Here is a 13,337-nt window from a genome sequence, read left to right as displayed (position 1 = left end):
AACCATGAAAAAATTAGAATTAAGAATTTTTAGATTTGATAAAACCAAGGATTATGAGGCTTATTATAAACCTTATATTTATGATAATTATGAAAATTTTGCAAGTTTTTATGATCTGCTTTTGCAAATTCAAGATGATGATATTTATTTTGATTTTGATAAAGATGAAGACACTTATATAGTTGTAAATAAGCAAATCATACCACTTTTTACACCTTTAGAAAAAATAGCAAAAGAATTTGATTTTAATCTTTGTATCGAGCCTTTAAGCACAAAAAGAGCCATTAAAGATCTTATCATCGATAAAAATGATTTTTTAGACAAATACAAATATCTTGAAAAATTTGGCGATGAAGAGGATAAAAAGCTTTATGCAAAATATGATTATTTATATTATGCAAGTGAAATTTTAGACTATCTTCCTGAATATATGGGTGATGGAGTGTTTTATTTGGCTTCAAAAATGATAGAAAAATATCCTGAAAAAAAGATAGAAATTTTAAAAACTCTAGCAGATAAAGAAAAGGGTATTTTTTATCATCTTGAAAACAAAAATGAAATTTTAGAAACAACGATTAAAAACCTACAAAATGAAATGTTAAATTTAGGGCTTTTTGATAAAAATATTTTACACTTTGATTTACCTAAAACCAATGCTTTTGATAATGAGATCAAAGAACTTAAAGAAATTAAACATAATTTTAAAGATTTCAATATAGCTTTTTATGGTTTTAATGCTTGCGATACTTTAAAATCCAAACTTGAGGCTAAATTTATTTCCTATGAAAACAGTACAAAAAATAATGGCTTTACTTTGCTGAATTTAAACCCTACGCTAAGCTATAAAATGGCTGCAGATATTGTTTTGGACGCTTATGATAGCGGGGCTGATTTTATGGTGGTAAAAGAAGAAAAGGATTTTTATCTTTTTGATACTTGTGCTAAAAAACTTATACAAACAAGAAAAAGAGATTTTGAAGACTTTTATATTTTAAGTCGTTTTGAGTTTTTAGCCCTTATCCAAGGCATACAAGCTCCATCATTAAAAAATCACACTTTAAAGGTTAGTTTGATATGAAAATCTCTTTAGAATGCAAAGATCTCATCATAGAAAAAACTTTAGAACTTTTTTTAAAAGATCATTTGGTGATGAAAAAAGATTGTGATTTCATCATTAGTGATGAAAAAATTCACACCGCAAAACCCTTATTTATCATCTCTAAGAACTCTCCATTTTTAAGCGTACCATTTAGCAAAGAAGCCTTGTTTGAGTCTTTAAATGAATTTGATAATGCCTTAAAAGCAGCAGCTTTGCAACTTGCACTTGAACAAAAAAGGCTGCTTGAAGAAAAAATTGACGCTATTGCTTTAGAATTTAAAAAAGATTATGAAAATAAAATCGATCTTGCCATAAAAGATCTTAAAAACAAACTTGTAAAAGCACTTAATGATGAATGATGAATTTATAAGCGTTAAAGACTTTTTTAATCACAATGAAAAAAGAAAAAAATTTCTTCAAAAACAAGAAATTAAACCTCCTAAAGAAAAAATAAAAAAAATCAAAGAAACAAAGCTTTATACAAATATAGAAAGTGGTAAATACAAAGGGAAAAAACTACTTCTACCTAGTCTTACAACAACAAGAAGTACCAAAAGCATAGTAAAAAGTTGTGTTTTTAATGTAATAAGAGAAGATTTAAGAGATAAAATTTTCATTGAAGCCTTTGGTGGAAGTGCTTTGATGGCGGCTGAAGCACTAAGTAATTATGCTTTAAAAGCTTATGCTATAGAACTTGATGTAAAAGCCTATAAAATTGCTTTAGAAAATGCTAAAAACATAGATCCAAATTTAGAAGTGATCCACGCAAATACTTTTGAAATTTTACCCCGACTCATAGAAAATTCAAAAAATGAAATCATCTTATATCTTGACCCGCCTTTTGATATCAGAGAAGGTTTTAGCGATATTTATGAAAAAATTTATCATTTTTTAGAAAATTTAGATTTAAAGACTTTAAATTTAATCATTTTTGAACACCACTCAACCATAAAAACTCCCGAAAAAATCCAAAATTTTCAAAAAGTCAAAGAAAAGAAATTTGGATCAACTAGCTTAAGCTTTTACGCTTCTTAACTTACTTGGAACACTTCTTGCTTGATCTATCATCAACAATAGATTAAAGGAAGAATCCATGAGAGTTTTAACGATATTTTTACTCTTTATGACAAGCATTTTTGCAGTGCAAATCAAGGATGTAGCAAACACTGTAGGTGTAAGAGATAACCAACTCATAGGTTATGGACTTGTTGTAGGACTTAATGGAAGCGGCGATGGAACAAGCTCTAAATTTACACTACAATCCATCTCAAACCTTTTGCAAGGTATGAATATCAAAGTAGATCCTAACGATATCAAATCAAAAAATACCGCAGCTGTTATGGTTACAGCCAAACTTCCGGCCTTTGCAAAAAGCGGAGATAAACTTGATATTACCGTTTCATCTATGGGTGATGCAAAATCTTTACAAGGCGGAACACTTTTACTGACTGCACTTCGTGGGATTGATGGTGAAATTTATGCTATAGCACAAGGCTCTATCTCAACAGGAGGTTTAACGCCTAGACCAGGAGGAGCAGGTTCTCACTCAACTGCTGCAACCGTAATGGGCGGAGCTAATGTAGAAAGAGAAATTCCACAAAATTTTAGTCAAAACAATGATCTAACCTTAAGTTTAAAAGTAGCGGACTTTAAAACAGCAAATGATATAGAAAGAGTTTTAAATACTGTCTTTGGCGAAGAAGTAGCTAAAGCCATCGACTCTCGCACAGTAAAACTCAAAAAACCTGAAGATCTTTCAAATGTTGATTTTATGGCAAGAGTTTTAGAACAAGATATAGCTTATAAACCACAAAGCAAAGTTATCATTGATGAAAGAACAGGAACAGTGATTGCTGGAGTTGATGTAGAGGTAGAACCTGTTTTAATCACTCATAAAGATATCACCATAAAAATAGATCCAAACAATAACGCAGTAGCTAATCAAAATGAAATCGATATGAAAGATGGTGGTTTTGTAGATCCAAGTTCAAATACCTTAAGAATCAACAATGCAAAAAGCACAGTTGCAAATATAGCTAGAATGCTTAACAAACTTGGAGCAACCCCAAATGACATTATCGCTATTATGGAAAATTTGAAGCGTGCAGGTGCAATTAACGCGGATTTGGAGATCATCTAATGAAAGTGGATAATTTTTTAAATACTTATAGTATGAATAGTGCTTTACTTGATCGTGCAGCCAAAGCAAGAAGTTTAGAATCAAGTATTAAAATAAATGATAATGATATAGTCACAAAGAGCAAAGAAGATGAAGCCTTAAAAGAACAAACGGATGCTTTTGAAGCATTTTTTTTAAAGCAAGTTTTAGATGTATCTTTAAAAAGTCAAAATTCACTCTTTGGAAAAGATGCCAGCGATGAAATATACTCTTCCATGTATAACGATACTATGAGTAAAGCTTTAAGCGGAGGTATGGGTTTTTCAAAATTATTATACGATTTTTTAAAAGAAAGGGGTTAAGTTTTTTAAATTTGGGTCGATATGGTTTGTAGAGGATTATAACTAAGATCAAGGAGGCAGAAATGATCAATCCTATACAACAAAGTTATGTGGCAAATACCACATTAAATACAAATAGAATAGATAAAGAAACTAAAACAAACGATACTCAAAAAACGGAAAATGATAAAGCGAGTAAAATCGCAGAGCAGATTAAAAACGGTACTTATAAAATCGATACAAAAGCTACGGCTTCTGCGATTGCTGACTCTTTAATCTAAAACTTTCATTCTCCTTTTTTTGAGAGAGAAAAGGAGAAAATATGCTTAAACAAAGACTTGATGAAGTAAATGCTATCTTAGCAAAACTTATTGCTTTAACCGAAGAAGATATAGAAAATATCAAAGTGGCTAAACATGAGAGTGTAACGCCAAGTGTAGAAGAAAAAAACAAACTTATCGCCGAATTTATTACAGCTAAAAAACAACTTGATGTTGCCTTGGTTGAGCTAAATAATAGCTCTACAAAAGGGCTTAGTGAACTCTTAGATGATGAAGATAAACAAAAACTAGATCTACTTAAAAAAAATCTTCAAAACCTTCATAGTAAAAACAAAGAGTATGCTAAATTTGTTCTTATTGTCAAAGATTTTCTTGATGGCTTAGTAAATAAAATGTTTGATATCAATGATGGAACAAATAATGCTTATGGAGATAAAAAGACAAATCCAGAGTCAATTTTCAAGATCAATGTATAAGGATTTATAATGGGTATTTTTGGAACATTATACACAGGTGTTACAGGCTTAAAGGCAAGCGAAGTTCAAATCGCAACAACTGGAAATAATATCTCAAATGCTAATGCAACTTTTTATACACGCCAAAGAGTGGTGCAAACTACAAATGGGTATATTACCACAGGTGGAGTTCAAGTAGGCACAGGAACTGCTGTAGAAAGTATAGTGCGTTTGCATGATGAGTATTCTTACTATAAATTAAAAGGTGCATCAAACCAACTAGAATACACTAAATATATGGCTTCAACCTTGCAAGAAATCGCTCAGCGTTTTCCAGACTTACAAAATACTGGAATTTTGCAAGATTTAGAAAATTATAACAAAGCTTGGAATGATTTTGCATCTAATCCCAATGAAAATGCCACAAAAATAGCCCTTGTAAAAGCTTCTCAAACCTTAACAGAAAGCGTTAATAACACTTTTGCAACCTTAGATAAAATCCAAAAAAAAGTGAATGATGATATTAAAAATACGGTTGATGAGATTAATAAAATCGGCGAAGAAATTGCTACTATAAATAAACAAATTTATGGGCAAGAAGCCTTACCAACAGAACATGCAAATGAACTTAGAGATAGAAGAGATGAACTTGAGCTTACTCTTTCAAAGCTAGTTAGTGCAGTTGCAAGCAAAAATGAAATCAATCAAGACAATCGCCTTGATACAACCATCACTGATCCAGGACATCAATACAATCTAAGTATAGAAGGTTTTAGTATAGTAGATGGGATAAATTTTCATCCTTTAAAGCTTGATTATGATGATAAAAATAAATCTTATAGCATTTATTATGAAACTCCTGATGAAAAAGTTCGCGATCTTACTGCAAAGATTAGCGGAGGACAGCTTGGTGCTCAACTTGACTTACGCGGTAGAAACTATAGCAAAAGCGAAGGAAAATATGAAGATGGAATTATCCAAGGTTATATGGATTCTTTAGATACTTTTGCTAAGACCATGATCAATGAAACTAACAATCTCTATGCAAGTTCTGCGAAAAGTTCTGTTACTTCTGATTATCTATCTGGGCTTAAGGGAGATATTCCTTTAGTTAATTACGACAGAACCATACAACCAGGAAGTTTTGATATAGTCATTTATGATAATAAAGGCGATAAAAAACTCACTAAAACCATCACCATAGATGTAAATACAACCATGAATGATATCATGCGTCAAATCAATGCTAATACAGATGATAATGACAATAAAAATTCAAACGATGATGTTGATGATCATATCAATGCAAGTTTTAGCTACGATGCAAAAACTGGAGATGGTTTATTTCAAATCAATGCAAAATCAGGTTTTAAGGTAGCCATTGAAGATAAGGGCACAAATTTCGCAGGTGCGTTTAGTATAGGCGGTTTTTTCAGTGGAACTGATGCAAGTGACATGAAAGTAAAAGATTCTATCTTAAATGATCCAAGCACAGTAAGAGCAAGCTCAAATGGGGTCGATAGTGGCAATGATATGGCAAATAAAATCATCCAACTTCAATATGAAAAAGTTAATTTTTATAATGAAGATGGCACTATCGATAATCTTACTATGGAAGAATATTACCGCAAACTTACAGGTAAAATAGCCTCAGATGGTGAAAATAACAATGTCGTAAATTCAAGCAATGAAACTCTTTATAATTCTGTTTATAGCGAATACCAATCTAAAAGTGGTGTAAATACAAATGAAGAATTAGCCGCTCTTATACAATATCAATCAAGTTACGGTGCTGCAGCAAAAATCGTCTCAACTGTAGATCAAATGCTTGATACCTTACTAGGGCTTAAATCTTAAGCTCTAGTAATATCAAGTGAAAAATTTTATCCATCTTAAAGCTAAGCTTGATTTTTTAGCCAATCAAAAAAATACCAATCATTCCCTTTTTGAAATTCCAGATCCTTTGCAAATTGCTAAAATTCACAATGATGAATTTATTGCCTTAATTTGTGCTTTATTTGCCTATGGAAATGCTAAAAATATAGTAAATTTTCTAAAAAAACTTGATTTTTCTTTATTAAACCTTCAAGAAAAACAAATAAAAAAAGAACTTAAAAATTTAAAATACCGCTTCCAAAATGAGAAAGATATACAAGAAATTTTTATCACTCTTTCAAGACTTAAAAATGAAATTTCACTCTACGAACTTTTTTATCAAGCCTATCAAAAAAGAGAAAATACCACAGATGCCATCTTAGCTTTTATGCAAAAAATCAAAACCTTAAATTCATATTCAAGTTATGGGTATGAATTTTTCTTTGGAAAAATTTGGCAAAGCACCCCTACTTCACCTCTTAAACGCTATAATATGTATCTAAGATGGATGGTTAGAAAAGATGAACTTGATCTTGGACTTTTTACCAAAATTCACACCAAAGATCTTTTAATCCCACTTGATACACATACACATAAAATTTCCTTGACTTTAGGACTTCTAAAGCGTAAAATATATGATTATAAAAGTGTTTTAGAACTCACGCAAAATTTAAAAAAATTAGATGCAAATGATCCCATAAAATATGACTTTGCGCTCTATCGTTTAGGGCAAAGTAAGGGAATTGACAAATTTAAGGAGTGAAAAATGGGCTTTGAGCACTTAGATACAATTTATTATTTCATACTTTTTTTTGTAGCTCTTTTTGCTGGTTTTATAGATTCTATTGTAGGTGGAGGAGGGCTTATTACTCTACCAGCACTCATAGCCTGTGGAATTCCTGCGCATTTATCCTTAGCAACAAACAAACTCCAAAGCGTCTTTGGTTCTTTTACGGCTACTTTAACTTATTTTAAATCCACCACTCTACCTCATCTTGCTTGGGGTGTTTTTTTTACAGCCTTAGGAGCAGCTATAGGAAGTTATAGCGTTCTTTTTGTAAAAGATGAGCAATTAAAGCTTATTATCTTAATCTTTTTAACTCTTACTTTCTTATATACAGCCTTACGTCCTAACTTAGGCAAACACGAAAGTGAACCTAAAATAAAAAATATCAAAATTTTTCATTTAATTTGTGGCTTAACTTTAGGATTTTATGATGGATTTTTAGGGCCTGGAACAGGTTCATTTTGGATTTTTGCTTGTGTGATGCTACTAGGTTTTAATATGAGAAAAGCAAGCATTAATACTAAAATTTTAAATTTTACAAGCAATATTATTGCCCTTGCTATATTTTTATGGCAATACGAACTTTTATGGGCTGTAGGCTTGCTTATGGGCGTAGGACAAGTTTTAGGAGCTTATTTAGGCTCAAAACTTGTATTAAAAACTAATGGAAAGTTTATAAAAACTTTATTTTTAATCGTTGTAGGAGCTACTATCATTAAAGTAGCTTGGGATTATTTTAGTTAAAATTGACCCCTGAGCTAAGCTCCCACATAGGTAAAAATATACCTAAAGCCAAAAACAAAACTAAAAGCGCCACAAATAAAGTCATCATAGGCTCTAAAAAAACCAAAAATCTATCCATTAAATTTTCACTTTTTTGTTGATAATATTTGGCAATTTCTTCACTTAACACTTCAAGTCTTCCACTTTTCATCGCAACGCTAAGCATAGAAAATACCAAAGAATCAAAAATATCAATCTTTTTAAAAGCCTGACTTAACTCAAGACCAGAATCTATAAAACTAAAAAGTTTTTTATACTGAAAAATTAAAAATTTATTTTCAAGCCCTATAATAGCTAAATCAAAAGCTTTAGATATTGAAATTCCATTTTTTAAAAGCAAAGAAAAAACCATAAAAAAATAATAATTTTGATTATAAATAATCAAACGAGAAATCAAAGGTATTTTTAAAAATAAAAAATCGCAAGAAAAAGCAAAAGAATGAAAATTTTTATAAGCTAAAATAAGCATAACAATAAAAATAACAAACAAAAATATGCAAAAAATTCCATAGTCATCTAAAAAATTATAAATTTCTAACATTACATGCGTGATAAAAGGCAAACTCGTGCCTAAATTTTCAAATAAATCTTTAAAATTAGGCACTACAAAAAGCATTAAAAACAAAAATGCTCCGATAATACTTAAAAAAACCAAAGTAGGATATCTAAAAGCCTTTTTTAATTGTTTTTGACTCTCTAAGCTTTTTTCTCGAAGTTTAGAAATTTGACTAAACACTTCACTGATTTTTCCTGTCTTTTCAGCCGTTTTTATCAAGGCTAACTCCGCACGATTTAATCCAAAATTAGCATTTTCAAAAGCTTGATTTAGATTTTGAGCTAAAATTAAATTGTCTAATATTTTTTTCATAATCTTGCAAGAATGCATAAAATATAATTCTCTAATCGCTTCTTGAACACTTAATCCAACTTCACACAACAAAGCCAGCTCTTTAAAAAAGAGTATAAAATTTTCATCTTTTAATCTCTGAAAATTAGATTTTTGAATTTCTTTTATATCAATGATTTTCCAATTCTTTGATAAGGCTTTTGCTTGTGCTGTATTTAAATTTTCAGCTTTTATAGTTTTTGTATAATTTTGATTGTTTTTAAGAAATTCTACTTCATAAAATTTCATCTTACAACCCTTAAAAGCTCATCTATACTTGTAAGACCTTCTTTGGCTTTTTTTAAACCTTGTTCAAACATAGTTTGAAAACCATATTTTTTTGCAAGCTCCATTAAAATCGTTTTATCTTGATTTTCCCTAATTGCACAAGCTAAATCTTCATTGATCTCTAAGCACTCAGCGATTAATTCTCTGCCAAAAAATCCACTATGATGACAACGCTCACATCCTTTTGGTTCAAAAAATTCACCTTCAAATTCAATATAATGTTTTTTGCTTTTTTGCTTACACCAAGGACAAAGTTTTCTAACCAAACGCTGTGCTATAACAAGACTCAAAGCTGATGCTATCAAGTAACTTTTTGCTTGCATATCCAAAAGCCTATCAATGGTACTAAGAGCATCATTAGTATGCAAGGTGCTTAAAAGCAAATGACCTGTTAAAGAAGCTTTAAGTGCAATATCTAAACTTTCTTCATCGCGAATTTCTCCTATCATGATAATATCAGGATCTTGCCTTAAAATTGCTCTTAAAACACTATTAAACTCGACTCCAACTTTTGAATTGAGCAAAATTTGCTGCACTAAAGGAATTTTATACTCTATAGGATCTTCTGCGGAGATAATCTTTTTTTCAATACTTTTCAACTCATTTAAACACGCGTATAAAGTTGTGCTTTTACCACTACCTGTAGGGCCGGTTAATAAAATCATTCCATTGGGACGATGTAAAATCTTTTTTAAAATTTCTAAATTTTTATTTCCAAGATTTAGTTTATACAAATCCAAAATTTCTTTATCATGTTTTAAAATTCTTATAACAACACTTTCGCCATAAATCAAAGGCAAACATGAAACACGAAAATCATATCTTTCATTTTCAAAATCTAATTCAAAACTTCCATCTTGCGTTTTTCTTGATTCAGCTAAATTCAAACAAGCTAAAAATTTGACATGAAAAACCAAAGCTTCATAAATATCCTTCTCAAAAATAGCAAATTCACGCAAAATTCCATCAACCCTAAATCTAATCAAAGCATCATCATTCCTTGCTTCTATATGAATATCACTCGCATGAAAAGATAAAATTTCATGTAATAAAAAATCAAAAATTTGACTGATGCAACTTTGATCATCTCTTTTTTGATTTTCTTGCCATTCAAGTCTAAGCTTAATGCTTAATCTTTTAATCTCCTCTTGAATGCGAATTTGATTTAAAATTTTAGCTATCTTTAATTCATCGGCAATTGCAGTGTCGATTTTTTCACAAATCATAAAAGTCTTAACTTGCTCTAAAAGCTCTAAAGAACAAGGTTTGGATCTAATAATCATAAAGCCGTCATTGTTTTTAATAAGCAGAAATTTAAATTTTAAAAGTAAAGAAAAAGGTATACCTTCATAAATAAAATCATTATCTTCATCTAAATCAACAAAATGTAAATTACAAAAATTTGCTAATTTTTTAAAAAAATCCCAAGAAGTGATATTAAATTTAGTGCAAATTTCATCAAGACTTATTTCATTATCAATATAAGCTTGAAAAATTTTATCCATTCTACTTTCCATCTAATTCCATTAAACCATAATAATTTATATAAGCATCTAAAGCACTTTGAGCTTCTTTTTCTTCACCTAAAGCTCTTTTAGCCTGAGCAAAAATCAGCCAAGAATCTTGTTTTTGCTTGTCAAGTTCATTGGCTTTTAAAGCCCAAAATATTGTCTTTTGATAAGCTTTAATATCAAAATACTTCTTAGCTAAATTTAAAGCCTTTTCATAGCTTGGATTTTGATAAAAAGATTTTTTTAAATCAGAAATATTTAAAATTTTAGAATCAATTTCTATCTTACTAATATGTGTATTTTCCTGCACCGCTTTAACTTCTTCTAGTTCTTTATATAACTTTTCCCTAGAAATCTTATTTTTTTCTTGTAAAATTTGCGCTTGAAGAATCTTTTGCTCTAAATGCTTTTTATGTTCAATAGCTTGCAAATAAATATTTTTTTGCTTATTATATTTTTGCATTAGCACAAAAAAACAAAATGCTATAACTGATATTAAAATAACTAACAATAAATATTTTAAATATTTTTTAAGTAAAAAGTATTTATACCTAAGCTCAAGCTCTTTAATTCTTTCTTGCATATCTTACCTTAATAAGCCATTCTCTAAAGCACTAAGCTTTAAAATATACTCTTGACTTTTATTTTTATCAAAAAAACTATTTATCTCATAAAAACTTTTTAAAGTTTTATCAATATATCTTAAATTTCCTTGAGAAATTTTTTGTAAAAACTTAAGACATTTATTTGAAAAATTCATTCCGAATTTCAATTTAATATAATCATCAAGCTCTAAAAGACTAATATTTTTCAATTCAAAACAAGCACTTAAACGACTTTTAAAATGCTCTTTTTTAAGTATATTTAACTTTTTATGAGAACTTAAAACAAAACTTATAGAATCACTATAAATCCTAATGCTTTCTAGCATTGCATAATCATACATTCCTACTTCATCAAGAATGATTAAACTCTGACCTTGTGAAATCAAAAACTCAATTTTTTCTTTTAAGAAACTCTGATCTTTAAAATTTTCATTAATAAAATCAACATTATATTTTTTTGCCAATCTTTGCAACAATACACTTTTACCGCTACCACTTTTTCCCCATAAAAAAATAAAAGCTTTTTGGCTTTCTAAAATTTGATTGATTTGATGAAAAATTTCTTCTCTAAATGGAATAATTTTACTCATAATGCTTAAATCCTAGATCTTTAAGACTTGGAGCGTTTATACTATCTACTATACTTGGAGTGATAATAAAAACAATTTCGGTTGCTTTAGAATTTAAAACTTCTCCTTTAAACAAAGAACCTAGGATTGGAATTTTTGATAGAAAATTGATAGAATTTTTCTCATTAGATTTATCGTGAGAAATCAATCCACCTAAAATTAAAGTTTGATTATTCTCTACTTGCACAACACTAGAAAGCTTTTTTTGTATGGTATCAGGAGCAATAGTTCTTGGTTCTTTTTGTCGTTTATTATCTTCTGGATACTTAAAATCACTTAAGCTTGGATTAATCCTAAGCATTATTTTTCCATCATCAGAAATTTCAGGCAAGATATTGAGTAAAATGCCTACAAAAATAGAATAATTGTTATAACTTTCACTAACAGTAGTCCCATTTTCAGTGCCTTTAGAACTTTCTTTAACTTGATAATTTATAGTATCGCCTACAGAAATAATGGCTTGTTGGTTATTTAAAGCCATAAGCTTTGGATTAGAAAGCACGCTAGTTTTTCCATTTTGAGAAAGAAAGTTAATAATAGAATCAAAATTTAAATTCGCCCTTAAACCCAAATTCTTAACAAAACCTTGCCCATTTTGAAACTGAATAAAAGAATTTTCATTATTTACTTGCGAATTTAAACCTATATTAAAATTTTGCCAATTAATCCCGCTAGAATGGCTTTCATTTAAACTCACAGCAAGTATGCTAACATCGATAATAACTTGTTTTTTAAGACGATTTTCTAGTTTTTGCAAATAATTTTTCACACTTTTTAACTGAGAATTTGTTCCAGTTACTATAATAAGACCTGCATTGGGATTTATAATGGGAGTTTTAGCCTCATAATCTTCATGAGAATTTTTTAATAATACAATAATCTCTTTTTCTATATTTTGCCAAAAATCAAATTTTTCCATACTTTTAATCATATTGTCTTCTGCGTCATCAAAACTACTGCTATATTCACTTTGCCTTGGTTTAGCGTCTACAGACGCTTTAGTTATACTTTGTCCTTCTCTAATAGAAGTGATATAACTTATCTTAAAAATCTTCGTATTAATGCCTGAAATTCTTAAAATTTTACCATCAAAATCATAGCTAAGATCATGCTCTTTGATAAAAAAATTAAAAATTTCGTCTAAACTCATTTGATGAATATTGACAGAGTTTTGCAATGTTTCTAATTTTTCTTTGGCAATTTTATCTTTAACAATAATACTAAAAGAACAATATTTTGCAAGCTCATCAAGACTTTCTTGTATGCTTAATTTTTCATTAATACTGATATCAAAAAGACGCTTTTGACAATCTAAAGCATAAAGATAATGGTAAAAAAGAATGTTAATTAATATTAATCTTATCATTTTTATTTATTTGGATTGCAATTTCTAAATTATCATATTGGAATTTAATCTCTTTAGTATTTATTTCATGTATTATAGCATCATCAATCATATCACCTTTTTTATACCATCGATCATAAATTTTTACTTTATCAAGCATAATTGCAGTAATTTTAATATGTCTTAATTTTTCAAAAGTAGGATTCACAAATGGGTTTTGAAGAGTATTAAAATTTATGCGATTTTCTTTATCTATAAGTTTAAAATACTCTTCAAAATTATCTTGTGCAAACAAAGTGCTAAAACACAATGTTGCACTAAAAATATATTTTA

At 29.2% G+C, this 13,337-nt stretch carries 16 protein-coding genes; 10 read left to right on the top strand and 6 right to left on the bottom strand.

Annotated elements, in window-relative coordinates:
* Positions 1-4: 4 nt before the first annotated feature.
* The 10 genes from AJN56_RS01345 (at position 5) to AJN56_RS01300 (ending at position 7,701) form a co-directional block, all read left to right on the top strand.
* Entirely contained in the window at positions 5-1,078 is a 1,074-nt protein-coding gene (locus AJN56_RS01345) for a DUF5644 domain-containing protein (protein ID WP_070246258.1), read from the top strand.
* On the top strand, positions 1,075-1,458 hold the full coding sequence (locus AJN56_RS01340) for a hypothetical protein (protein WP_002870895.1): 384 nt from the start codon (positions 1,075-1,077) through the stop codon (positions 1,456-1,458). Before AJN56_RS01345 ends, AJN56_RS01340 begins: the two co-directional genes overlap by 4 nt.
* On the top strand, positions 1,451-2,134 hold the full coding sequence (gene rsmD, locus AJN56_RS01335) for a 16S rRNA (guanine(966)-N(2))-methyltransferase RsmD (protein WP_070246298.1): 684 nt from the start codon (positions 1,451-1,453) through the stop codon (positions 2,132-2,134). Before AJN56_RS01340 ends, rsmD begins: the two co-directional genes overlap by 8 nt.
* 58 nt (positions 2,135-2,192) lie before the next feature.
* Entirely contained in the window at positions 2,193-3,239 is a 1,047-nt protein-coding gene (locus tag AJN56_RS01330; protein WP_002826014.1) for a flagellar basal body P-ring protein FlgI, read from the top strand.
* A complete protein-coding gene (locus AJN56_RS01325; protein WP_002784057.1) occupies positions 3,239-3,580 on the top strand; it encodes a hypothetical protein in 342 nt (113 codons plus the stop codon). Before AJN56_RS01330 ends, AJN56_RS01325 begins: the two co-directional genes overlap by 1 nt.
* Positions 3,581-3,642: 62 nt before the next feature.
* Positions 3,643-3,840, top strand: a complete 198-nt coding sequence (gene flgM / locus AJN56_RS01320; protein WP_002855791.1) for a flagellar biosynthesis anti-sigma factor FlgM — start codon at positions 3,643-3,645, stop codon at positions 3,838-3,840.
* Positions 3,841-3,881: 41 nt separating this feature from the next.
* Positions 3,882-4,316, top strand: coding sequence for a flagellar protein FlgN (locus AJN56_RS01315; RefSeq protein WP_002779263.1), 435 nt, complete (start codon positions 3,882-3,884; stop codon positions 4,314-4,316).
* A 9-nt stretch (positions 4,317-4,325) separates the two neighbouring features.
* Entirely contained in the window at positions 4,326-6,152 is a 1,827-nt protein-coding gene (flgK, locus tag AJN56_RS01310; RefSeq protein ID WP_070246256.1) for a flagellar hook-associated protein FlgK, read from the top strand.
* A 16-nt stretch (positions 6,153-6,168) separates the two neighbouring features.
* Entirely contained in the window at positions 6,169-6,933 is a 765-nt protein-coding gene (locus AJN56_RS01305; protein WP_070246254.1) for a TIGR02757 family protein, read from the top strand.
* A 3-nt stretch (positions 6,934-6,936) separates the two neighbouring features.
* Entirely contained in the window at positions 6,937-7,701 is a 765-nt protein-coding gene (locus AJN56_RS01300; protein ID WP_002855301.1) for a TSUP family transporter, read from the top strand.
* Here AJN56_RS01300 and AJN56_RS01295 read toward each other — a convergent pair.
* Genes AJN56_RS01295 through AJN56_RS01270 form a run of 6 tightly spaced genes read right to left on the bottom strand, consistent with a single transcriptional unit; the run spans position 7,694 to position 13,314 of the window.
* On the bottom strand, positions 7,694-8,875 hold the full coding sequence (locus AJN56_RS01295) for a type II secretion system F family protein (RefSeq protein ID WP_002936488.1): 1,182 nt from the start codon (positions 8,873-8,875) through the stop codon (positions 7,694-7,696). The genes AJN56_RS01300 and AJN56_RS01295 overlap by 8 nt on opposite strands.
* Entirely contained in the window at positions 8,872-10,431 is a 1,560-nt protein-coding gene (locus AJN56_RS01290; protein WP_032595054.1) for a GspE/PulE family protein, read from the bottom strand. The genes AJN56_RS01295 and AJN56_RS01290 overlap by 4 nt, the downstream gene beginning before the upstream one ends.
* Positions 10,421-11,008: a hypothetical protein gene (locus AJN56_RS01285; protein ID WP_002936491.1), complete on the bottom strand. Its 588-nt coding sequence runs from the start codon at positions 11,006-11,008 to the stop codon at positions 10,421-10,423. The genes AJN56_RS01290 and AJN56_RS01285 overlap by 11 nt, the downstream gene beginning before the upstream one ends.
* Before the next feature lie 3 nt (positions 11,009-11,011).
* Positions 11,012-11,620, bottom strand: coding sequence for an ATP-binding protein (locus AJN56_RS01280; RefSeq protein WP_002862129.1), 609 nt, complete (start codon positions 11,618-11,620; stop codon positions 11,012-11,014).
* Positions 11,613-13,025, bottom strand: coding sequence for a pilus (MSHA type) biogenesis protein MshL (mshL, locus tag AJN56_RS01275; protein WP_052785933.1), 1,413 nt, complete (start codon positions 13,023-13,025; stop codon positions 11,613-11,615). Before mshL ends, AJN56_RS01280 begins: the two co-directional genes overlap by 8 nt.
* Complete coding sequence (locus AJN56_RS01270) at positions 13,003-13,314, bottom strand: hypothetical protein (RefSeq protein WP_002862131.1); 312 nt, start codon at positions 13,312-13,314, stop codon at positions 13,003-13,005. The genes mshL and AJN56_RS01270 overlap by 23 nt, the downstream gene beginning before the upstream one ends.
* Positions 13,315-13,337 lie beyond the last annotated feature (23 nt).

It is taken from the genome of Campylobacter sp. BCW_4319, from assembly GCF_001764435.1.
GTDB lineage: Bacteria > Campylobacterota > Campylobacteria > Campylobacterales > Campylobacteraceae > Campylobacter_D > Campylobacter_D jejuni.
This window is presented reverse-complemented; position numbering and strand designations above follow the sequence as displayed.

Excerpts from the sequence above, each read along its gene's own strand:
- AJN56_RS01345 (WP_070246258.1), top strand. The coding sequence starts at position 5 with ATGAAAAAATTAGAATTAAGAATTTTTAGATTTGATAAAACCAAGGAT.
- AJN56_RS01340 (WP_002870895.1), top strand. The coding sequence starts at position 1,075 with ATGAAAATCTCTTTAGAATGCAAAGATCTCATCATAGAAAAAACTTTA.
- rsmD (WP_070246298.1), top strand. The coding sequence starts at position 1,451 with ATGAATGATGAATTTATAAGCGTTAAAGACTTTTTTAATCACAATGAA.
- AJN56_RS01330 (WP_002826014.1), top strand. The coding sequence starts at position 2,193 with ATGAGAGTTTTAACGATATTTTTACTCTTTATGACAAGCATTTTTGCA.
- AJN56_RS01325 (WP_002784057.1), top strand. The coding sequence starts at position 3,239 with ATGAAAGTGGATAATTTTTTAAATACTTATAGTATGAATAGTGCTTTA.
- flgM (WP_002855791.1), top strand. The coding sequence starts at position 3,643 with ATGATCAATCCTATACAACAAAGTTATGTGGCAAATACCACATTAAAT.
- AJN56_RS01315 (WP_002779263.1), top strand. The coding sequence starts at position 3,882 with ATGCTTAAACAAAGACTTGATGAAGTAAATGCTATCTTAGCAAAACTT.
- flgK (WP_070246256.1), top strand. The coding sequence starts at position 4,326 with ATGGGTATTTTTGGAACATTATACACAGGTGTTACAGGCTTAAAGGCA.
- AJN56_RS01300 (WP_002855301.1), top strand. The coding sequence starts at position 6,937 with ATGGGCTTTGAGCACTTAGATACAATTTATTATTTCATACTTTTTTTT.
- AJN56_RS01295 (WP_002936488.1), bottom strand. The coding sequence starts at position 8,875 with ATGAAATTTTATGAAGTAGAATTTCTTAAAAACAATCAAAATTATACA.
- AJN56_RS01290 (WP_032595054.1), bottom strand. The coding sequence starts at position 10,431 with ATGGAAAGTAGAATGGATAAAATTTTTCAAGCTTATATTGATAATGAA.
- AJN56_RS01285 (WP_002936491.1), bottom strand. The coding sequence starts at position 11,008 with ATGCAAGAAAGAATTAAAGAGCTTGAGCTTAGGTATAAATACTTTTTA.
- AJN56_RS01280 (WP_002862129.1), bottom strand. The coding sequence starts at position 11,620 with ATGAGTAAAATTATTCCATTTAGAGAAGAAATTTTTCATCAAATCAAT.
- mshL (WP_052785933.1), bottom strand. The coding sequence starts at position 13,025 with ATGATAAGATTAATATTAATTAACATTCTTTTTTACCATTATCTTTAT.